The organism is Sphingobium sp. Z007, assembly GCF_900013425.1.
In the GTDB taxonomy this organism is placed as follows: Bacteria; Pseudomonadota; Alphaproteobacteria; order Sphingomonadales; family Sphingomonadaceae; genus Sphingobium.
The window spans coordinates 999,986-1,021,487 of record NZ_FBXK01000005.1; the positions used below are offsets into that span (position 1 = coordinate 999,986).

18 protein-coding genes and 2 tRNA genes are annotated in these 21,502 nt (G+C 63.5%); 8 read left to right on the top strand and 12 right to left on the bottom strand.

The genetic code is table 11. The features are described 5' to 3' along the window. The first annotated feature begins 16 nt into the window (after positions 1-16). Complete coding sequence (locus CEQ44_RS12815) at positions 17-1,348, top strand: dihydroorotase (protein WP_088182207.1); 1,332 nt, start codon at positions 17-19, stop codon at positions 1,346-1,348. Here the strand turns inward: CEQ44_RS12815 and rarD are convergent. Together rarD and CEQ44_RS12825 are read right to left on the bottom strand one after the other, a co-directional pair. Then, on the bottom strand, positions 1,345-2,214 hold the full coding sequence (gene rarD, locus CEQ44_RS12820) for an EamA family transporter RarD (protein WP_254913663.1): 870 nt from the start codon (positions 2,212-2,214) through the stop codon (positions 1,345-1,347). The two genes, CEQ44_RS12815 and rarD, sit on opposite strands and share 4 nt — an antisense overlap. A gap of 29 nt (positions 2,215-2,243) precedes the next feature. Beyond that, positions 2,244-2,465 (bottom strand): hypothetical protein, encoded by a 222-nt coding sequence (locus tag CEQ44_RS12825; RefSeq protein ID WP_088182242.1) that lies wholly within the window; start codon positions 2,463-2,465, stop codon positions 2,244-2,246. A gap of 157 nt (positions 2,466-2,622) precedes the next feature. On the opposite strand from CEQ44_RS12825, the gene CEQ44_RS12830 reads away from it, so the two are divergent. Further along, positions 2,623-3,366, top strand: a complete 744-nt coding sequence (locus tag CEQ44_RS12830) for a hypothetical protein (protein WP_088182206.1) — start codon at positions 2,623-2,625, stop codon at positions 3,364-3,366. A gap of 197 nt (positions 3,367-3,563) precedes the next feature. Here CEQ44_RS12830 and CEQ44_RS12835 read toward each other — a convergent pair whose 3' ends face one another. The 4 genes from CEQ44_RS12835 to CEQ44_RS12850 form a co-directional block, all read right to left on the bottom strand. Beyond that, on the bottom strand, positions 3,564-4,247 hold the full coding sequence (locus CEQ44_RS12835; RefSeq protein ID WP_088182205.1) for a DUF2490 domain-containing protein: 684 nt from the start codon (positions 4,245-4,247) through the stop codon (positions 3,564-3,566). A gap of 104 nt (positions 4,248-4,351) precedes the next feature. Continuing rightward, positions 4,352-5,980 (bottom strand): alpha-D-glucose phosphate-specific phosphoglucomutase, encoded by a 1,629-nt coding sequence (locus CEQ44_RS12840; RefSeq protein ID WP_088182204.1) that lies wholly within the window; start codon positions 5,978-5,980, stop codon positions 4,352-4,354. Between the two features lie 77 nt (positions 5,981-6,057). Next, positions 6,058-6,627: an aminoacyl-tRNA hydrolase gene (gene pth, locus CEQ44_RS12845; RefSeq protein ID WP_088182203.1), complete on the bottom strand. Its 570-nt coding sequence runs from the start codon at positions 6,625-6,627 to the stop codon at positions 6,058-6,060. A 138-nt stretch (positions 6,628-6,765) separates the two neighbouring features. Further along, positions 6,766-7,386 carry a 50S ribosomal protein L25/general stress protein Ctc gene (locus CEQ44_RS12850; protein ID WP_088182202.1) on the bottom strand — a complete coding sequence of 207 codons (621 nt, stop codon included), beginning with the start codon at positions 7,384-7,386 and terminating at the stop codon, positions 6,766-6,768. A 316-nt stretch (positions 7,387-7,702) separates the two neighbouring features. Between CEQ44_RS12850 and CEQ44_RS23990 the strand changes: the two genes are divergently transcribed. Further along, positions 7,703-8,431, top strand: coding sequence for a hypothetical protein (locus tag CEQ44_RS23990; protein ID WP_140419266.1), 729 nt, complete (start codon positions 7,703-7,705; stop codon positions 8,429-8,431). Between the two features lie 179 nt (positions 8,432-8,610). Here the strand turns inward: CEQ44_RS23990 and CEQ44_RS12860 are convergent, their stop codons facing one another. Both CEQ44_RS12860 and CEQ44_RS12865 read right to left on the bottom strand, forming a co-directional pair. Further along, on the bottom strand, positions 8,611-9,498 hold the full coding sequence (locus CEQ44_RS12860; RefSeq protein ID WP_176400193.1) for a TraB/GumN family protein: 888 nt from the start codon (positions 9,496-9,498) through the stop codon (positions 8,611-8,613). Further along, a complete protein-coding gene (locus tag CEQ44_RS12865) occupies positions 9,495-10,397 on the bottom strand; it encodes a TraB/GumN family protein (RefSeq protein ID WP_088182200.1) in 903 nt (300 codons plus the stop codon). The genes CEQ44_RS12860 and CEQ44_RS12865 overlap by 4 nt, the downstream gene beginning before the upstream one ends. A 161-nt stretch (positions 10,398-10,558) precedes the next feature. Here CEQ44_RS12865 and CEQ44_RS12870 point away from each other — a divergent pair, with 161 nt between their 5' ends. The 3 genes from CEQ44_RS12870 (at position 10,559) to ppdK (ending at position 16,840) form a co-directional block, all read left to right on the top strand. Next, on the top strand, positions 10,559-11,458 hold the full coding sequence (locus tag CEQ44_RS12870) for a glycine--tRNA ligase subunit alpha (RefSeq protein ID WP_088182199.1): 900 nt from the start codon (positions 10,559-10,561) through the stop codon (positions 11,456-11,458). A gap of 109 nt (positions 11,459-11,567) precedes the next feature. Next, complete coding sequence (gene glyS / locus CEQ44_RS12875) at positions 11,568-13,994, top strand: glycine--tRNA ligase subunit beta (protein ID WP_088182198.1); 2,427 nt, start codon at positions 11,568-11,570, stop codon at positions 13,992-13,994. Positions 13,995-14,140: 146 nt separating this feature from the next. Beyond that, on the top strand, positions 14,141-16,840 hold the full coding sequence (ppdK, locus tag CEQ44_RS12880) for a pyruvate, phosphate dikinase (RefSeq protein WP_088182197.1): 2,700 nt from the start codon (positions 14,141-14,143) through the stop codon (positions 16,838-16,840). A 38-nt stretch (positions 16,841-16,878) separates the two neighbouring features. On the opposite strand, the gene CEQ44_RS12885 is transcribed toward ppdK, so the two are convergent. Continuing rightward, positions 16,879-17,376: a hypothetical protein gene (locus CEQ44_RS12885; protein ID WP_088182196.1), complete on the bottom strand. Its 498-nt coding sequence runs from the start codon at positions 17,374-17,376 to the stop codon at positions 16,879-16,881. A 138-nt stretch (positions 17,377-17,514) separates the two neighbouring features. Between CEQ44_RS12885 and CEQ44_RS12890 the strand changes: the two genes are divergently transcribed. Continuing rightward, positions 17,515-17,591: transfer RNA gene (locus tag CEQ44_RS12890), tRNA-Arg, on the top strand. 58 nt (positions 17,592-17,649) lie between these two features. Then, positions 17,650-17,726 (top strand) — tRNA-Arg (locus tag CEQ44_RS12895). A gap of 52 nt (positions 17,727-17,778) precedes the next feature. Here the strand turns inward: CEQ44_RS12895 and CEQ44_RS12900 are convergent. From CEQ44_RS12900 to CEQ44_RS12910, 3 genes are read right to left on the bottom strand one after another with little or no spacing between them, the layout of a single operon-like run. Further along, the gene (locus CEQ44_RS12900) at positions 17,779-19,230 is read right to left on the bottom strand and encodes a cobyric acid synthase (protein WP_088182195.1); all 1,452 of its coding nucleotides are present in this window, start codon (positions 19,228-19,230) and stop codon (positions 17,779-17,781) included. Between the two features lie 39 nt (positions 19,231-19,269). Next, complete coding sequence (locus CEQ44_RS12905) at positions 19,270-20,895, bottom strand: pilus assembly protein TadG-related protein (protein ID WP_088182194.1); 1,626 nt, start codon at positions 20,893-20,895, stop codon at positions 19,270-19,272. Beyond that, on the bottom strand, positions 20,892-21,350 hold the full coding sequence (locus tag CEQ44_RS12910) for a TadE/TadG family type IV pilus assembly protein (RefSeq protein ID WP_254913662.1): 459 nt from the start codon (positions 21,348-21,350) through the stop codon (positions 20,892-20,894). Before CEQ44_RS12910 ends, CEQ44_RS12905 begins: the two co-directional genes overlap by 4 nt. Positions 21,351-21,502 lie beyond the last annotated feature (152 nt).

The window sequence follows — 21,502 nt, forward strand, 5'->3', positions numbered from 1 at the left end:
ATATAGGAATATCGTCATGACCCAGACCTTCGACATGATCCTCAAGAACGGCACCGTCCATACGCCGGGCGGCGCGGAGAGCGTGGATGTGGGCGTGCGGGCCGGGAAGATCGTGGCGATCGGCACGTCCCTGGGCGATGCGGGCGAGGTGATCGATTGCACTGGCCTCGACGTGCTGCCCGGCTGCATCGACAGCCAGGTCCATTTCCGCGAGCCGGGGCTGGAGCATAAGGAAGACCTCGAATCGGGCAGCCGCGCCGCGGTACTGGGCGGCGTGACCGCGGTGTTCGAAATGCCCAACACCAATCCCAATACCGACACGGCCGAGCGGGTGCATGACAAGCTGAAGCGCGCGCATCATCGCATGTGGTGCGACCATGCCTTCTATGTCGGGGCGACGGCGGACAATGCCGAACAGTTGAAGGAACTGGAGCGGATTCCCGGCACGTCGGGGGTGAAAATCTTCATGGGCGCGTCGACTGGCAGCCTGCTGGTGGACGATGACGATGCGCTGTCGCGGGTGCTGACGTCCGGGACGCGCCGCGTCGCCATCCATGCCGAGGATGAGACGCGGATGAACGCGCGCAAGGTTCATGCACTGGAGGGCGATCCCTCGACCCACCCCATCTGGCGCGACGATGAAAGCGCGATGATCGCCACGAAACGCATCATCGCGCTCGCCCGCAAGGCGCGCCGCCGCATTCATATCCTGCACATCACCACGCCGGCCGAGCTGGAATATATCGCGCAGAACAAGGATATCGCGACCTGCGAAGTGACGCCCCAGCATCTGACGCTGGCGGGGGAGGACGCCTATCCGCGCCTGGGCACCTATGCGCAGATGAACCCGCCGATCCGGTCCGGTGCGCATCGCGACGGCCTGTGGTTCTGGCTGAACCAAGGCGTGCCCGATGTGCTGGGCAGCGACCATGCGCCGCACACGATCGAGGAGAAGGCGAGGACCTATCCCGCCTCGCCGAGCGGGATGCCGGGCGTTCAGACGCTGGTGCCGCTGCTGCTCAACCATGTGGCCGAAGGGCGGCTGTCGCTGCGCCGCTTTATCGAATTGACGTCTTCGGGGCCGCAGCGGGTGTTCGGCCTGGTCGGCAAAGGGCGGATCGCGCTGGGTTACGACGCCGATTTCACCGTGGTCGATCTGAAGAAGCGCTGGACCGTGGGCAGCGACTGGCTCGCGTCGCGCTGCAGCTGGTCGCCGTTCGAAGGGGATGAACTGACCGGCAAGGCAATCGGCACGATCATTCGCGGTAACAAGGTGATGTGGGAAGACGCGCTGGCGAACGCAGCGATCGGTGAAGCCGTGCGGTTCGAAGCAACGCAGTTCGCTTAGGTCGCCGCGCTCCTGTTGCGCCGGGCGAGAGCATAGCTGTCGCTCGCGAACAGGATCAGGCCTAGCCAGATCAGGCCGAAACTCGCCATCTGGCCAGTGCTGAGTTTTTCCCCGAACAGGAAGACCCCGCACAGAAATTGCAGGGTCGGCGCCAGATATTGCAGCACGCCCAGCGTGGCCATAGGCAAACGCTGGGCGGCGGTGGCGAACAAGACCAGCGGTGCGGTGGTGATTGCGCCCAGTAGCACCAGCATCGTGGTCGTGCCGGCATCCTGACCGAAGGACAAGCGGTCCTGGCTCGCCAACCAGCCAACATATAGCAGAGCGGCCGGCGCGAGTAGCAGGGTTTCGGTGGCCAGCCCGGCCATCGGCGCGACCGGCGTCACCTTGCGCACAAGGGCGTAAAGTCCAAAGCTGAGCGCCAGCGAGATGCTGATCCACAAGGTGGGGAGCGCTGACGCCGCCATGATCGCCACGCCAGCAGCGGCAAAGGCGATGGCGATCGCCTGACCCCGGCGGAGCCTTTCCTTGAGGAAGATCATGCCGAGGGCGACATTGACCAGCGGATTGAGGAAATAGCCCAGACTGCCGGCGAGGATATGATCGCTATTGACCGCCCAGATATATATCAGCCAGTTGGCCGCGATCAGCAGCGCCGAGGCCGCCAGCGCCCGCCGCAGCCGCGGCGCGCGCAACGTTGCCCACAAGGCTGGCAGGCCGCTTCGAACGGTAAGCATCACCAGCAGCAGGAGCAACGACCAGATGACGCGCTGCGCGACCACTTCCAGCGCGCCCACATGATGGACCAGCTTGAAGACGATCGGCAAAAGACCCCAGATGCTGTAGGCGCCCAGCGCGGCGAGCAATCCCCGGCGTGCTTCCTGATGATCCTGGATCAGAAAATGCCCCCACCCAGGAACAGCCGTAGCGCGCCGAACGCGGCGACGATCAGGCAGAAATTGCGTCCGCCGTTTTTGGAAGACACCATGCCGACCAGCGCGCCGAACAGGGCCAGCGGCACCAATATCCAGTTGAGCGCGCCCAGCAGCGGGATGACCGCCGGGATCATGAGGACAAGGGTGACAAGGCCAATGAAGCCTGACAATATATTGAGCATCGCCCTTATATGTCGGCAAGACTGTCCCAGAGCAAGACAGCGGGGCAAGGCCAGTCGATAAGCGCTGGCCATCTGCGCAAAAATCGGCAGATTCACCACATATCCTAATGGAAAATTAACTTGCCCTCTTCATGGCTTGTTTACGAAGGAGTGAAGTATGGCGCGTGTCCGGTCTGTTGCGATGATGTCTTTGGTGTTGGCGCTGGCCGCCTGCGGCAAGGGGGACAAGGATGCGAGCCTTGCTGCGCTCGACGCGCAGCTGACCGACAATGCGACCGATCCCGCGCTGAAAGGCGCGCTGGCCGATCCGATCGTGGTCGATCCGCAACTGGTGGGGCAGTCCAACCGAAACGCCGTGCGCTCCGCCGATCGACCCGCCAATGGCGCGGTGCCGGTTCTGACCGGGGACGCGGGCGCGGCGCAGGCGGAGGCGGTGAAGCTGGCAGGCGGGAAGTTGCTCGCGGCGCCGACGGCGAGCGAGGGCGAGGCGATGGCGTCGACCGTCACGCTGGGCGCGGTCGCGCGTGAAGAGGCCGGGCGTCGGGGTGGTAATGGCAACTGCGCGAAGAAGCTCAATTACGGGATGGAATGGGCGCAGCGACTGCCCGAACCCTTCGGCCTGTTTCCCGGCGCGCAACTGACCGAGGCGGCGGGGGCGCAGACCGATGGCTGCACGCTGCGTGCGGCGAGCTTCGTGACGCCTGCGCCGCGGCAGGGGGTGATGGACTATTATTATACGCTGGCGCGCCGTGCCGGCTATAATGGCGAGCATAAGATTTTGGGCGGGGACCATGTGCTGGGCGGCACTCGCGGGTCCGACGGCAGCGCCTATTTCATCCTGTTCACCGATGCGCCGGGCGGCAAGACCAGCGTGGATATCATCGCTGATAACGGGCGGTAAGTCGCGCGTTTGAGACGGCGAGTTGGACAGTTGTGCAGAATATTGCAATTTTAAGTATTTGTAATATAGGAATTTTTTGACGGCTTGTTGTTTGGCTTGAACGACGCACGCCCTATTTTTCTTTATAATGAATGATTTGTGATAGTCGGCGATGGGCGAAAAAGGCGGACATATGTCGTCAATGGCAGCGCGCGTGGTCAGTGCCGGAAGAACAGGGTCACGGACGCGACATGATTGACGCGGGTATTGCCGGCGCGCTGGTTGACCAACTGGTTGAGATAGCCGACCTCCAGCGTCGACGCGCCGGGGAGGCCGATTTCCGCGCCGACGAAGCTGCGTAGCTGGTCGAAGCCGCTGCGTGCGCCCCACTCCGTATCGTTGAGCGCGGCGAAACCTTCGGCATAGACCAGCGCGTTGACGGCGTCGCTGTTGGCGCGCAGCGGCTTTTCGTAGCGGAGCATCTCACGCAGCCGCCAGCCCATGTCGTCGCCATCCGAACGCCAGCGCTGTTCGAGCCGGGTGCGCGACGAGAGTTCGCCGCCCCAGGGCTTGCCCAGCGTCCAGCTCATCTGCTGGAAGCTGCGTTCCTCGTTGATATCCTTGCCGCCTTCGACCGGTACGACGACATGGGCAAAGCCCTGGTAGAGGGTGAGGGTTGGGGAAAATTTCCAGCCCACGGCGCCACGGAACAAGGATTGATCGACCCGCGAGACGCCATCGCCGACGCGCGGCTGGATTTCCGCGAAATAGACCAGTTCGTCCTTCACCGATCCCATGGCGGTCAGGTTGAGCCAGAATTGCTCATCCTCGCTGGTCGCCGCGTGGGTCGGAGCAGACAATATTGCAAGGCAGGCGGACAGGCAGAGAGCGAGGCGGCGCATGGATGTCCTGGGGATCGGGAAGGGGTACCGATCCCTCTAATCCGCGCGCGTTTCCACTTTGTTGCCGATGCGTTAGTTTATATCTGCGCCAGCGAGGAGGGGCGTCAGGTGATGACGCTGGGCTGGTCCTTGCCGGTATAGCCCGATATGTCGGCCAATTCCTGCGCGGCGGCGATCAGCGGGGCAAGGGCGTCGCCGGTCTCCAAAGCCAGGTTGCCGTCCGGGCCGACATAGCGTTCGATATAGACGCGCAGGGTGGCGCCTTGCGTGCCAGTGCCCGACAGGCGGAACACGACGCGCGATCCGTCTTCGAACAGGATGCGGACGCCCTGGTTGCGGCTGACCGACTGGTCGGTGGGGTCAGTATAGGCGAAATCGTCGGCGGCTTTGACCGCGCCGCCGCTGTTCGCGGTGCCGGGCAGGTCGTCGAGGCTGGCGCGCAGCGCGGCCATTAGCGCATTCGCCTTGTCCTTGGCGATGGCTTCATAATCGTGGCGGGCATAGTAATTGCGGCCATAGGTCGCCCAATGATCCGCCATGATGACAGCGACGCTCTGCTGACGCACGGCCAGGATGTTGAGCCAGAGCAGGACCGCCCAGATGCCGTCCTTTTCGCGCACATGGTCCGAGCCGGTGCCGGCGCTTTCCTCGCCGCAGATGGTGGCCATGCCGGCGTCGAGCAGGTTGCCGAAGAATTTCCATCCCGTGGGCGTTTCATAGAGCGGCACGCCCAGCTTTTGCGCGACCCTATCGGCCGCGCCGCTGGTCGGCATGGAACGGGCGATGCCCTTGAGGCCCGCTGCATAGCCGGGTGCGAGATGCGCGTTGGCGGCCAGTACGGCGAGCGAGTCCGAGGGCGTGACGTAGCTGTGCCGGCCGATGATGAGATTGCGATCGCCATCGCCATCCGACGCTGCGCCGAAATTGGGCGCGTCGGGGGCCATCATCCGGTCGTACAGCGCTTTGGCGTGGACAAGATTCGGGTCGGGATGGTGATGGCCGAAGTCCGGGAGCGGCGTGCCGTTCATCACCGTGCCCTGCGGCGCGCCGAGGCGACGTTCGAAAATCTCGACCGCATAGGGGCCGGTGACCGCGCTCATGCTGTCGAAGGCGAGAGTGAAGCCGCCCGCGATCTGGGCGCGGATCGCGGCGAAATCGAATAGGCTTTCCATCAGGTCGGCATAGGCGGCGACCGGATCGACGACCTCGACCGTCATGTCGCCCAATTGAGTTTCGCCGATCGTGTCGATATCGACATCGGCGGCGTCGAGGATTTTGTAGCTGTCGATGACCAGCGAGCGGGCGGCGATCGCATCCGTCACCTTTTCCGGTGCGGGGCCGCCATTGCCGATATTATATTTGATGCCGAAATCTTCATCCGGGCCGCCCGGATTGTGGCTGGCCGACAGGACCAGGCCGCCGAACGCGCCGGATGCGCGGATGAGGTGCGAGGCGGCCGGGGTGGACAGGATGCCGCCCTGACCCACCAGCGCCCGGCCAAAGCCGTTGGCGGCTGCCATTTTCAGGACGATCTGGATGACTTCGCGGTTGAGGTAACGGCCATCGCCGCCCACCACCAGCGTCTGCCCGACAAAGCCGTCGAGGCTGTCGAACACCGACTGGACGAAATTTTCGGCATAATGGGGCTGGGCAAAGACGCGGACCTTCTTGCGCAGGCCCGACGTGCCGGGCTGCTGGTCGTCGAACGGCGTCGTGGCAACGGTCTGAATCACCCAATATCCCCTGAACTGCGTTTGCGCCGCGCCTTATGGCCCGGCAATGTTGCAACGCGCAATCGGGTTAAGCTTTTTCAGGCCGCCAGCCGCAGCGCCACTTCATTCATGAAGCGGGCGTCGTCATTCTTCGCCAGCCATTCCGCCTCCGCGCCGATCGCGGCCAGCATGTCGGACAGGGCGTCCATCTCGCTCTTGGCGTAATTGCCCAGGACATAGTTATGGACCTTGTCCTTGTGCCCCGGATGGCCGATGCCGATCCGCACGCGCCGGAAATCATTGCCGATATGCGCGTCGGTCGAGCGCAGGCCATTATGCCCGGCATTGCCGCCGCCGCGCTTCACCTTCACCTTCATCGGTATAAGGTCAAGTTCGTCGTGGAAGACGGTGATGTCCTGCGTGGCGAGCTTGTAGAAGCGCATCGCTTCGCCGATCGAGCGGCCGCTATCGTTCATGAAAGTGGCGGGTTTCAGGAGGATGATCTTTTCCGGTCCGATCCGGCCTTCCTGCACCCAGCCCTGGAACTGCTTTTTTGGGGGGGAGAAACGATGCAGGTCCGCGATCAGGTCCGCGACCATGAAGCCGACATTGTGCCGGTGCATCGCATATTGCTGCCCCGGATTGCCCAGGCCCGCCCAGATTTGCATCAATATCCTCCCGAAAAGCAAAACCCCGTTCGCCCTGAACCTGTCGAAGGGCCTTTCTGCTTCCGTCCAGGGAAGGAGTGGGCTTCGACAGGCTCAGACCGAACGGGGTTAAGCCAGTAGCTAAGAACCGGAAAAGGCTTATTCGCCTTCGGCTGCTGCCTCGCCTTCCGCTTCGCCTTCGGCGCTCTTGAGCGCCGACGGGGCGACGACGGTCGCGATCGAGAAGTCGGTGTCCGCGTGCAGCGCCTTGGTTCCCTTGGGCAGGGTCACGGCGCTGATGTGGATCGAATCGCCGACTTCCAGGCCAGTCAGGTCGACCACGACTTCGTCGGGGATTTCGGCCGCATCGACTTCCAGTTCGATGTCGTGCGCGACGACGTTCAGCACGCCGCCCTTCTTCAGGCCCGGCGAGGCGTCTTCATTTTCGAAGCGCACAGGCACATGGACGTGCACGGTGGCATGTTCGGACACGCGCAGGAAATCGGCGTGCAGCGGACGATCACTGACGGGGTGGAAGGCCACGTCCTTGGCGAGGGTGCGGACGGTCTTGCCGCCGACTTCGACCATGATGACCGAATTGAAGAAGTGGCCGGTGCCGAGCTGCTTGTTAAGGAGCTTTTCCTCGACATGGATCGACAGGGGTTCTTCGTTCATTCCATAGATGACGGCGGGTACGCGGCCCTCACGGCGGAGGGCGCGGGAGGCTCCCTTGCCTGCCCGATCGCGTGCCTCGGCCGACAGCGTAAGCTGCTCGCTCATTGCGTGTCTCCAAAAGCAAAATTGATGTACGTTCCCGCCACGCCTCCAGGGATGACCATAGCGGGAGGCGGCCCTTTAGCAGAAAAGGGCGGGAATGCAAGGGTGACCCACCTTCGACCCAGCGTAGCCACCTATCTCAACGTCGATCGCCGCCCGTGTAGCAGGACTTGACTTTGCCCAGAGTGTTCCTGAGTATCGCAGAAAAATCACGCTAGTTCCGTAAAGATAAAAATTGCCAGAGGAGAGAGGCGCATATCCAAGCCTGTGGTAATTGCCTGATATCGCACCTTATTCCGTCTAAAAGCGAGTGATATCAATGAATATTTTGACATTCGGCTCTTGTCTGGCTCGATGGACTGGTAACGCTCTTGTTAAGCAATTTAACGCTCGCATAATTTCTTGTGTTTATCACAATAGATCAGATGTTTATATCAAATATAATCTCGGGTTCGATCCCCAACCTGACTGGAATCATCTCAGGAATGAAATGATTGGTAATCGAGAAATCAATATAAACGACGAAAATCCTGCAATTATTCTCGCCAATCAAAATCCTGAAACATTGGGGATACATGATCTCCAGGGAACAGGAATAGCTTTAAAGAAACTGGCGGCGAAGGATGTGGACGTTATCCTGATGGATGCGCATATGGATTTGGGCGCACGGCTTTGGTCGGACAAGGAAGGCCGCTTCCCATTTTTCATGCGTCAGGATCTTGCGCCAATGGTCGAGAAAAAATGGGTGCAAGGCGACTTCCTCGATCCCAAAGTGGCGGCAGCAAATAATGCAAAGATTGCACATGATCTAAAGCAGAAATTTGCGAGGGCGCATGTCATATTTCTGCATTTCCCACATAGCGCCTACGGCGACGCGTCCGCGCGGACACAGCGCACGATTGCCTTTTGCGAAGAATTTAATGCGTATGACATCAGATCGATTCCGCTGACCGAGGTGGACTCGTCAGAATTCACAAACTCCGCCAGCCATTTCAAGCCGTCATTTTATGATAGAATGGCGGGCATGTGTACGGCGACGATCGGCTGACGGCCGAGCCTGGCGCGAAATTGACGTATGTTCGAAGTCCGCAACCGGGCCTGACCGTTGGAATCATCGTTCAGCACGTTTCGGGCGTAGCGGATCAGATCGCGTCGATACCGGTGCTCTTCAATTGATCTGATTTCTTTCACGCGCGTCAGTTTCAGCGCCTGCGCGGGAGCGCGGCGTTACTGCACCCGCGTCACCGTGAACCCCTTGGCCTTGAGCAGGTCGATCAGATTTTCGCGGCCGGTCAGATGCCCCGCGCCCACCGCGATGAAGGGGCGGCCCTGCATCGGTTCGATCGCTTTCACCCAGTCGCGGTTGCGGGCGACGAGCACCGCTTCCTCGACCATCGGATCGGGCTGTTCGCCGACCTGGTCCTCCCTGGCGATCGCGTCCATGTCGCCCTTGGACCAGGCGGTGAGGATGCGGTCGTAGAGCGCCTTCATGCCCTTGGCTTCATGGATGGTCTGGACGAGCAGGCGGGATTGCGCCGCTTCGGGCAGCGTGTCGAAGGCGGCGAATTGGCGTTCGACCGTCTCCAGACCGCCGATCGGCTTGCCGGCCTTCTTGAAGCGCTCGATCAGCACGGGTTCGACGCCGTCATCCTGGCTGACGCCGAGGCCCTGCTGGCTGGCGGCGGACAGCAGCATCGCGGCGGCCCAGCTTTCATAGCCTGATAGCAATTGGCTGTTGGTGCCGCCGTCCGTCATCGCCTTGACCAAGGCGGTCTTTTCCTCGTCCGGTACGCGCCGTTCCAGCGGCGGCAGGCCGGCGCTGCGGCCCATCTTCTCGAACAGCGACAAGGTCTTCTGTTCGTCCTGCAGGTCCGCGGCTTCCAGCACCAGCCGGTCGGATGCGGTCATCGCCTCGGTGATCGTGGGCGTTTGCCAGGCCAGGCCCTTGGGCAGGACATGGATGGTGCCGAACAGCCAGCCGTTCAGCGCGCCGCGCTGCACCTGCCACAGGGCCGGGCCGCCCTGCCCCTTGGCTGCGGGCGTGTCATTCTGTCCGCAGGCGGCGACCAGCGTCAGCGCGAACAGGGCGAGGAGGCGGGTGACGAGGCGCATCATGGTTTCACGTCCTTAAGGCGACGGGCGCACAGGCCCAATGTCTTGAGTTGGTCCTGTACGCTGCCCTTGCCAGCCAGATGGCCCGCGCCCACGGCGACGAAGACGGTGCCGGGCTGATCCAGCCGCGCCTTGATCCATTTGGCCCAATTGGCGTTGCGGCCGGTCAGCAGCACTTGCGCCAGTTCCGGCGTCGCTTCGAGCGATTCGTTCATGGACTTGGCCAGCTTGTCCGGCTGCCCCGCCTGCCAGTAGCGCAGCAGGTCGCCAAATTCGTTTTCCATATCGGGCAGGCCATCGACAGTGGCGTTGAGGAACTGCACCTGTTGCGCCATCGGCAGGCTGGCGAAGAAGCCGACCTGCTGCTCGACGGTTTCGAGCGCATCGACCTTTTTACCCGCGGCTTCCGCCGCGCTGCGCAGGATTTTTTCCGCGCCCAGATCATTTTTATAGCCCAGCTTCGCCAGCGGCGCGACTGACAGGGCCATGCCGCTCATCCAGGGGTTGAACATGTCGAACGTGCGCCAGGGCAGGCTGTTGGCGTCCATCGCCGCCTGATATTTCGCCCGCGCGTCCGGTGCCAGCCGATCGGACAATTTTATGCCGTCCTTGGCCAGCGCGGTGCTGGTCATGGTCGCGCCGATCGCGTTTGGATCGTCCGGCTCTATGATTTCCAGCACCAACTCGTCCGAGCGGTCGAAGGCGCGCTTTATGTCGCCGTGGAACCAGTCGATGTCCGGTTTCATCACATGGACGGTGCCGAACAGGTAGATGGTGGTGTCGGCATCCTTGACCGCCCATAGCGCCGGGGTTGCGGCGGTGGTCTGGGCATAGGCAGGGACGCCGCCGATGATGAGCAGTGCAGCGGTGAACGCCCGCAACAGGGTGGGAAGCCATTTCATGCCTTCCTCAATGGGGAGCGCGCGGCGGGAGGGCAAGCCGCTTAACCCTGTTTAGGGCGCTTCCGCCTAACCCTTGGCCCCTAACCCTTGGCCCTTGACCCTATCCGCCCCATGGGCCAAGGCGCGGCCACGTAAATCAGCACTTTCGATAAGGACGTTTCGTGGCCGAAGGCAAAGCGCTTTCCTTCCAGGACCTGATCCTGACCCTCCATGCCTATTGGGGGAAACAGGGCTGCGTCATTCTGCAACCCTATGACATGGAAGTCGGCGCGGGCACATTCCACCCCGCGACCACGCTGCGCGCGCTGGGGCCGCAGCCCTGGAACGCCGCCTATGTCCAGCCGAGCCGCCGGCCCACCGACGGCCGCTATGGCGAGAACCCCAACCGGTTGCAGCATTATTACCAATATCAGGTGATCATGAAGCCCAGCCCGGCGAATTTGCAGGAACTCTATCTGGGCAGTCTGGTGGAGATCGGCATCGACCCGCTGGTCCATGACATTCGCTTTGTCGAGGATGACTGGGAAAGCCCGACGCTGGGCGCCTGGGGGCTGGGCTGGGAAGTGTGGTGCGACGGCATGGAAGTCACGCAATTCACCTATTTTCAGCAGATGGGCGGATATGACTGCAAGCCGGTCGCAGGCGAGCTGACCTACGGGTTGGAGCGGCTCGCCATGTATATTCAGGGCGTCGACAGCGTGTACGACCTGAAATTCAATGACGCCGGCGTCACCTATGGCGACGTGTTCCTGGCGAACGAGCAGCAGATGTCGAAATGGAATTTCGAGGTCGCCGATACCGACAAGCTGTTCCGCTGGTTCAAGGATTGCCAGGCCGAATATGCGCAATGCATCGAGGCGAACGTGCCGCTAGCCGCCTATGACCAGGCGATCAAGGCGAGCCATGTGTTCAACCTGCTACAGGCGCGCGGCGTGATTTCCGTGCAGGAGCGCGCCAGCTATATGGGCCAGGTGCGCGACATGGCGAAGGGCAGTTGCGAGGCGTGGATCGCCAGCAATAGCGATGCGTGGAGCGCGAAATTTCCGGGGTGGGTGGCGTGATGATAAAAACTATTTCCGTCATCCCAGCGAAGGCTGGGATCTCGTGCGTGATGCGGTGCGCCATCCGGCCTGAGGCCCCAGCCTCCGCTGGGGCATCGGAGGAAATCCTGTGAAGGATTTCCTCCTCGAACTGCGCTGCGAGGAAATTCCCGCGCGTATGCAATTGAAGGCGTCGGACGATCTGGCGCGGCTGTTCAGCGAAGAACTGGGCAAGGCTGGGCTGACACCCGCCGCGATCGAGAGTTTCGTGACGCCACGTCGATTGGCGCTGATCGCGCGCGACCTGCCGCTCGAAACCGCGGCGGTGAGCGAGGAGTTCAAGGGGCCGCGCACATCCGCGCCGGCCCAGGCGCTCGAAGGCTTTTTGCGCAAGACCGGCCTGACCCACGACCAGTTGGAAGACCGGGACGGCGTGTGGTTCGGGCAAGTGAACAAGCCTGGTCGCGCGACCATGGATGTGTTGGCGCAGGCCGTGCCCGCCGTCATCCGCGCCTTTCCCTGGCCCAAGGCGATGCGCTGGGGCGTCGCCAGCCAGACGACCGAGAGCCTGCGCTGGGTCCGCCCGTTGCAGGGCATCGTCGCGATCTTCGGCGAGCAACTGGTCGATATCGCGGTGGAGGATGTGCGGTCGGGCTATGCGACGCTGGGGCATCGTTTCCATCATCCCGGCGCGATCACCATCGGCGGCGCGGACGATTATGTCGAAAAGCTGCGCGCCTGCCATGTGATCGTTAGCCATCAGGAGCGGCAGGCGATCATCGCGGAGAAGGCGGCGAAGGCCGCTGCGGCGCATGGCTACACCGTGATCGAGGACAAGGGACTGGTTGCGGAGAATGCGGGGCTGACCGAATGGCCGGTGCCGCTGCTGGGCGATTTCGATCCCGCGTTTCTGGAAGTGCCGCCGGAGGTTATTCAGCTAACGCTGCGCATCAACCAGAAATATTTCGTGCTGCGCGACGCGGGCGGGAAACTGGCGCCTGCTTTCATCTGCACCGCCAATATCGAGGCGAAGGATGGCGGCGCGGCGATCATCGCGGGCAACCGCAAGGTGCTGGCCGCGCGGCTGAGCGATGCCCGCTTCTTCTGGGAGCAGGATCGCAAGACCGCGTTGGTGGACCATGCAAAGAAGCTGGAGCGGATTACGTTTCACGAGAAGCTGGGGACGGTCGCCGACAAGGTCGAGCGGGTCGCCAAGCTGGCGCGGTGGCTGGTGGAGGAGGGGATTGTCACCTCTGGAACCCTCTCCCTTGAGGGAGAGGGCAGGGAGAGGGTGCTCGACGCGGATTACGTGCACGGCACTGGCGTCGAACCCCCTCACCCCAGCCCTCTCCCCCATGGGGAGAGGGAGCAACTTGCTGACCTCGCCGAACAGGCCGCGCGCCTGTGCAAGGCTGACCTCGTCACCGAAATGGTCGGCGAGTTCCCCGAATTGCAGGGCGTCATGGGCGGCTATTACGCCCGCGCGGAAGGCTTGCCCGATACCGTGGCCGACGCGATCCGCGACCATTATAAGCCGGTCGGGCAGGGCGATGATGTTCCGAGTGCGCCGGTGACGGTGGCGGTGAGTTTGGCGGATAAGCTGGATACGCTGTCTTGCTTTTTTGCAGTTGATGAGAGACCCACTGGGTCGAAAGATCCGTTTGCGATAAGACGGGCTGCATTGGCTATTATCGAATTGATTGGTCGAAACAGTTTGCGTTTGGGGCTTCGTGCGCCGGCTTCAGCGATTTGGTTGCAAGCAAGGAAGCATTCTTACGTTGACGAATTTCAAGCGCCGTTTGCCGACCAAGCGCTACAGATGGAATATGTCGGCGCGCCGTTTGAATATTTCCGTCAACTCCGTCGCTCCAAGCTAAACATGGGTCGGCATTTGCCTGCTGATAAAGTGAAAGAGATGGAAGCGATTGCGGCGGAAGAATTTGATAAAAATGTCGCCGTTTATACCCTGTACGATGCTGCAATTTCTGATTTTTTCGCCGACCGCCTCAAGGTCCAACAGAAGGAAGCGGGCGTCCGTCACGACCTGATCGACGCGGTGTTTGCGCTTGGGGGCGAGGATGATCTCGTCCGCCTGCTCGCGCGCGTTCATGCGTTGCAGTCCTTCGTCGCGACAGATGATGGCGCGAACCTGCTTGCGGGGTACAAGCGGGCGGCTAATATTCTCAAGAAGGAGGGGGCTGGGCAAGCCAGTGCTCCTGCGCACGCAGGAGCCCAGGGCGACGAAGCGCTATCTGGCCCTGGGCTCCTGCCTTCGCAGGAGCACGGCGCGTTTGATTACACCCCCGAACCCGCCGAAGCCGCGCTCATCGCCGCGCTGGACGCTGCCGAACCGCGCGCGGCGCAGGCTGTGGCCGACGAGCGGTTCGAGGACGCCATGACCGCGCTTGCCACATTGCGTGCGCCGATCGACGCTTTCTTCGAAACCGTCACCGTGAACGACGCCGATCCGGCCAAGCGGGCGGCGCGTCTGGCGCTGCTCGACCGGGTGCGGGCGGCGGTGCATGGCGTGGCGGACTTTTCGAAAATTGCGGGGTGAGGGATAAGTCGGACATATCCGCCTATAAAAATGACGGAATGACGACAAAATCCTGATAAAGGCGGGTGCAATATGCGCCTGTCTTTTGTAAAGACTGCTGCAGCGCACAATATTCACGGCAATCAGTGCAGGGAGAGCCGGATACTATGGTTACTACGGAAGAGGCCATCATGAACAGCACCGCGACGCGTTATGTCTATCGTTTCGGCGGCGGTGTGGATGATGGCGGGCAGGGCGACCGGAACCTGCTGGGCGGCAAGGGCGCGAACCTCGATGGCATGGCCGCGATCGGCCTGCCGGTGCCGCCGGGCTTCACCATCACGACCGCCATGTGCACCCGCTATTATGAAGATGGCGGCCAATATCCCGAAAGCCTGAACGCCGAAGTCGCCAATGGCATCGCCCATATCGAGGGGATCACCAGCAAGACGTTCGGCAACCCTGCCGATCCGTTGCTGGTGTCGGTCCGTTCGGGCGCGCGCGCGTCGATGCCGGGCATGATGGACACGGTGCTGAACCTGGGCCTCAACGACGAAACCGTTATCGGCCTGGCCAACACGTCGGGCGACGAGCGGTTCGCCTGGGACAGCTATCGCCGCTTCATCCAGATGTATTCGGACGTGGTGCTGGAACTGGACCATGGCGCGTTCGAGGAAGCGCTGGAGATCGCCAAGGAAGATAATGGCTATACGCTCGACACCGAGCTGACGGCCGACGATTGGAAGGCGCTGGTCGCCGAATATAAGGCGCTGGTGCAGAAGCTGTGGAACAAGCCCTTCCCGCAGGATGTGCATGACCAGTTGTGGGGCGCGATTTCGGCCGTGTTCGGTTCCTGGCAGTCGGAGCGGGCGAAGGTCTATCGCCGCCTGAACAACATCCCCGGCGAATGGGGCACCGCCGTCAATGTGCAGGCGATGGTGTTCGGCAATATGGGCGAAACCTCCGCGACGGGCGTGGCGTTCACGCGCGATCCCTCGACCGGCGAGAACGCCTATTATGGCGAATATCTGATCAACGCGCAGGGCGAGGATGTCGTCGCGGGCATCCGCACGCCGCAATATCTGACCAAGGCCGCGCGCGAGCGGGCCGGGGCCAAGCCTCTGTCGATGGAAGAGGCGATGCCGGAGACCTATGCCGAATTGGCGAACGTCTTCCAAATCCTGGAAACCCATTATCGCGACATGCAGGATATCGAATTCACGGTGCAGCAGGGCAAGCTGTGGATGCTCCAGACCCGGTCGGGCAAGCGCACCGCCAAGGCGGCGCTGAAGATGGCCGTTGACATGGCGCATGAAGGCCTCATCACCGAGGAAGAGGCGGTCGCCCGCGTCGATCCCGCCGCGCTCGATCAGTTGCTGCACCCCACGCTCGATCCCAAGGCGCCGCGCGATGTGCTGACCAAGGGGCTGCCGGCGTCGCCGGGCGCTGCTTCGGGCGCAATCGTGTTCGATGCCGACACCGCCGAACGGCGCGCCGAAATGGGCGATGCCGTCATCCTGGTGCGCGTGGAAACCAGCCCGGAAGATATTCATGGCATGCATGCGGCCAAGGGCATCCTGACCGCGCGCGGCGGCATGACGAGCCACGCCGCTGTCGTGGCGCGCGGTATGGGCCGTCCCTGCGTTTCGGGCGCGGGCGGTATTTCGATCGACAACAAGACCAAGATATTGCGCGTCGGTGGCCGCGAGTTGAAGGAAGGCGACATCCTGACCATCGACGGGTCGACCGGCGAAGTGATGGCGGGCGAAGTGCCGACCGTGCAGCCCGAACTGGCCGGCGATTTCGGCGTGCTGATGGTGTGGGCCGACAAGGTCCGCCGCCTGAAGGTGCGCGCCAACGCCGAAACGCCGCAGGACTGCAAGGTCGCGCGGGAATTCGGCGCGGAAGGCGTGGGGCTGTGCCGCACCGAACATATGTTCTTCGACGCGGCGCGCATCACCGCGGTCCGCGAAATGATCCTGGCCGACAGCGAGAAGGGCCGCCGCGTCGCGCTCGACAAGCTGCTGCCGGAACAGCGGGACGATTTCGCGCAGATCTTCATGGTGATGGCGGGCCTGCCCGTCACCATCCGCCTGCTCGATCCGCCGCTGCACGAATTCCTGCCGCATGGCGAAGCGGAGTTTGAGGACGTGGCCAAGGCGGCGGGCGTCAGCGTCGATACGCTCAAGCGCCGGGCGAACGAACTGCACGAGTTCAACCCGATGCTGGGCCATCGCGGGTGCCGCCTGGGCGTGACCTATCCCGAAATCTACGAGATGCAGGCGCGCGCGATCTTCGAAGCCGCTTTGATCGTCAAGGCGCGGGGCGGCGAGGCGCCGATCCCCGAAGTCATGATCCCGCTGGTCGCCACCCGGAAAGAGCTGGAGTTGATGAAGGCGATCGTGGATCGCGTTGCGGCCGACGTGTTCAAGGAGCAGGGCGAGAGCGTCGAGTATCTGGTCGGCACGATGATCGAACTGCCGCGCGCGGCATTGAAAGCAGGGGAGATCGCGGAAGTCGGGGAGTTCTTCTCCTTCGGCACCAATGACCTGACGCAGACGACGATCGGCATCAGCCGCGACGACGCCGGCCGGTTCCTGACGCAATATGTGGACAAGGGCATTTTCGCCCGCGATCCCTTCGTCAGCATCGACGTTGAGGGTGTGGGCGAACTGATCGAGATCGCGGCAGAGCGCGGCCGCAAGACCCGTCCCGACATCAAGCTCGGCATTTGCGGCGAACATGGCGGCGATCCGGCCTCGATCGCCTTCTGTGAGGCGACCGGCCTGGATTATGTGTCGGCTTCGCCCTACCGCGTGCCGATCGCCCGGCTGGCCGCGGCGCAGGCGGCGCTCGCCCGTAAGTGAATGCGAAGAGGGGCGGGGCATCAACCCCGCCCTTTTTTTCAGTGCGATCCGGTCAGGCGGCTAAGCAGGCCGGGCTTGCTGCCGTCCCGGTCCAGCGCCAGCGCCTGGCCGCGCCAGTCCTCCTGCGCGATGGTGCCGGGTTTCAGCCCCAAGCGTGCCTCCAGGGTCGCTTCCTGCTCGGCATCGAGGGCGGCTATCTGGCTGTAGCGTTGATACCCCACATCGTTCAGCGCGACTTCCTGCGCCTGGCTCACGCCGCTGATCCTGCTCAGATCGTCCCGGCCATGGGCTGTCCCCGCGGCCGTCGTGGCAGCGCCGGCGGCAATCGGGGCGGTTGATTGGCGTTCCAGTTCGGCGATCCGCGCATGGGCGGCCTCCAGGCGGGCGTCGCGATCCTTGACAGCGCTGCGATGGACCGCCTGTTCGTCGTGCCAAGCCCGGCGATATTTGCCGCGTCCGCTCATCATCAGGCCAAAGACGATGCCGATCGCCAGTGCGATCAACAGCAAGGCCAGGTCGTTCAAAGTAAAGGTCATGGCGGGTTCTCCTTCCCGTCCGAACGGCGCAGCATCGCAAAAGTTGCCGCATATTCGTTCCGGGGCTGAAACAGGTCGCAAAAGTGCAAAAAAGGGGCTTGCCCAATCGGCCGGGCGCTTCTATCTGCGCGTCTCCACGCACCCATAGCTCAGCTGGATAGAGCATCAGACTACGAATCTGAGGGTCGGGCGTTCGAATCGCTCTGGGTGCACCATTTATTCCGAAGGGCTTTTGGTCCGGGCTTATAGCCGCGGCTTGATTGTCTTTCGTTTGCACCCATAGCTCAGCTGGATAGAGCATCAGACTACGAATCTGAGGGTCGGGCGTTCGAATCGCTCTGGGTGCACCATCTTTCGATCGAATAGAAAGGCGGCGTCTGGCCGCCTTTTTTGTGTCCGGCTTCAGGCCGTCGCCAGCGCCACCATGGCGTCGATGTCGGCATGCTTTTCCAGTAGCGCGGCCACTTCGTCCAAGGCGTCCTCGACCGACTGGTCATAGTCGACGCCCGCCGACGCGCCGCCCAACCGCCGCACCAGCGCATCGCGCAGCGCCGCACTGGCCAGCAGGCCATGGACATAGCTGCCCATCACGAGGCCGTCGCGGCTGATCGCGCCATCCGGGCGCGCGCCGTCGATCAGGGCGAAGGGGCGGGCGCAATCCGGGCCTTTGGTAACGCCCATATGCATTTCATAGCCGGTGAAATCGGCATCGAGCGCACGGCCGCGCACCTGCGCCAGCATCTTGGCGCCAGACAGGCGGGTTTCTATGTCGAGCAGCCCCAGCCCCGCGACCGACCCGGCTGGTCCCTCCAGGCCTTCGGGATCAGCGATCGTGCGCCCCAGCATCTGATAGCCGCCGCACAGGCCCAGCACCGCGCCGCCGCGCCGGTGATGGGCGCGGATGTCGATGTCCCAACCCTGCGCGACCATGGCGCGCATGTCGGCGACCGTGGCCTTCGATCCCGGCAGGATCACCAGCGCCGCATCGCCGGGGATCGCCTGGCCCGGTCCGATCATGCGCAGATCGACGCCCGGCTCCAGCTTGAGCGGGTCGAGATCGTCGAAGTTGGAGATGCGCGGCAGTACCGGGCAGGCGACGACCAGCGGCGCGGCGGTCGAGAAGGTCCGCCGTTCCAGCACCACCGCGTCTTCGCTGGGTAGCCGCGCGACTGCGTTCAGCCAGGGCACCACGCCAAAGCCGCGCCAGCCCGACAGCGTTTCGATCTGGGCATAGCCATCCTCGAACAGCGCCGGGTCGCCGCGAAATTTGTTGATGAGGAAGCCCCGGATCATCGCCGCGTCGTCGGGGTCGATCACCGCGCGGGTGCCGACCACGGCCGCGATCACGCCGCCCCGGTCGATGTCGCCGACCAGTATGACGGGCACATTGGCCACGCGGGCGAAACCCATATTGGCGATATCGCCGCTGCGCAGGTTGATCTCCGCCGGCGATCCGGCCCCTTCGACCACCACGATGTCACACTGGTCGCGCAGCCGTTCATAGCTTTCCAGCACGGCGCCCAGCAACGCCCCCCGCGCGCTGCGGAAATTGCCCGATCCCAGCGTGCCGCGCACCTGGCCATGGACGATCAGTTGGGAGGTGCGGTCGGCCTGCGGCTTGAGCAGCACCGGGTTCATGTCGGTATGGGGCGGCACGCCGCAGGCGATCGCCTGCAACGCCTGCGCTCGGCCGATCTCGCCGCCATCGCTGGTGACGGCGGCATTGTTCGACATATTCTGTGGCTTGAATGGGCGGACCCGATAGCCCCGGCGCAGCAGCGCCCGGCATAGCCCCGCCACCAGCACCGATTTGCCGACGTCCGATCCGGTTCCCTGCAACATGATAGCGCCCATGGATCGCTCCTGACGGCGGAGTGCCGCCAGCGCAAGGGGTCAGGCGACGATCGCCGCCATGCCGCATCGGCGTTGATGCACGCGCACCTCCGCCGAACCGACCCGGACGCCCAGCGTGGCGGTGACGCTGTTGATGATGCCATCCAGCAGCGGGGCGGTGGTGCCCAGCACAGTGCCGACCAGCGGGCTAAGCGGGCTGTTGCCGATGGTGATGCCCAGCAGCGACACCTGAATCTGGGTCTGGCCCGCCAGACTGGCGGCGATGCCCTGGGTCAGATCCTGGGTGCTCACGGTCTTGGCCTGCCGGGCGCTGATCTCCGATGGCGAGAAATGCACATCGCGGGCCTGGACGCCGCCCAGGCTGATATTGGCATAGCCTGTGACGCGCGTGCCCAGCACCTGCGCCAGCACGGCGGCGCGCGGATTGGCGGGGATGGCGAAATTGGTGAGCGCATTGACATCGACGTCGCCGAGCGCCGCCGTGCCGACCGAGGGCGTGACCGCCAGCGTGACGCCGCCATTGGGGCCGCATTGAATGTCCGACAGGCGCGCTTCCGCCGCCGCCAGTTCGATATAAAGCGGCACGCGCACGGAGGCGATGCCGGACAGGGCGGTGGCGACGCTGCTTTCCAGGTAGATGCGTGTCTGGGCCGTGCGGAGCACCACGTCGCGCTTGGCGGTGATGCTCATCAGCGGGGATCGGGCTTGCCCTTCGCCTGTCACCAGCATCAGGCGAGTGCTGCTGAGGCCGGGCACCGTGACGCGCAGGTCCATCGGCACCGCTGTTCCCGACGGCGGGCTGAGCACCATGCGCAGCATGGAGAAGGCGTCGAGCAGGATATTGGGTTGGCCGGTGGCGGTGGCCGCGCCACGCATCGGGCCAAGATCGACAATGTCGCTGAGGCGGACGGAGCGCCCGGGAATGCGGCTGGACAGCGCCAGCAGCGTGGCGGCGGCGGGGCTTGACCCGGCGCTGTCCGCCATCGCGCCCAACAAGTCGGACAGCGGAATTTCGCGGTCGAACAGGGCGCCATAGGCCTCCCCATCGCGACCGGTTCGCACCCGCAGCGCATCGGCGATGCCCAGCAGGTCGAGATTGGCGCTGGCCAGTCCATTATAATCCATCACCGACAGGTTGAGTTCGGTCCCGGCCAGGTTGGACAGCAGCATGTTGGGCAGTCCGCCGCTGAGCGAAGCGAGCCCGGTGCCGAGCGAAAAGGCGGCGGCGTCGGTGCGGGCGGCGGTGGCGCGGGCGGAGAGGTCTATGCCGTCGCGCCCGACCAGCAATCGAGCGAAGAACAAGGGCGCGCGGCGGCGCACTTCCACCCGCATTGCGCCACCATTGGGATCGCCCGCGCGGAAACGCTGGTCCATCGGGAGGGACGCATCGGCGGCATAGCTGCCGCTGTCGAACGACGCGAGGGCGGCGCCGTTGATGCCGCTCCGCTCGACCAGTTGTTCGGCCGCCGTGCGACCGCCATCGGCCGCCGCCAGTGCAGCGGCGTCCGCCACGCCCTGCAACTGGCGACGGGCCAGATAGACCGAGCCGAGATCGACCGCGACAGTGGCGGCGCCCGCCAGCATGAACAGCGAGCCGGCCAGGATGAAGGTCACGCCGCCGCGCTTGTCCCGCGCCACCGCCCGGCCGAAGCGCGCGCCAGTCATTGGCTGGCGATCCGCACGACGGCGCTGCGTTCCAGCACATTGCCCGGCATCGGGATGGGCATCGCCGAGAAGAGCGGCGCATTGGAGAGGGTGTAGCGCAGCGTCACGGTATAATAGCCGCTGCTTTCGCCGGTTGTAACGCCGATCGTCTGGGCGGCGGGTGCGGGGAAGGCAGTGCGCGCCGCAACGACGCTCTGGTCGACCAGGGTGCGCCGTTCGGTCGCGTTCAGCCCGGCCACCGATGCACGCGCCGCGTCATTGGCGGCCTGCTGCAGGCTGTGGGCGGTCATGAACCAACTTCCATAGGCCAATATGCCCATCAGCAGCAGGATGAGCAGCGGCAGGGCGAAGGCCGCCTCGATCAGGCTGCTGCCGGCCTCATGGCGCAGCAGCGCGGCCAGCGGTCGGCGCGATCGGGCGGAGGAGCGGGCGCTATCGTAAGACATGAGGGCCATGCTAGGGCGCGTGGTTCAATATCGGGTTGGCCTTGCCGCCTACGCCGTTGACGGGTTTTACATAAAGGGCGGCCGCATCGGATGAGCGAAAACCGACCTTTCCGGTAAATCTTGCACTGGTCTGCCCAGCATCCTCCGAAATGGACGTTGTT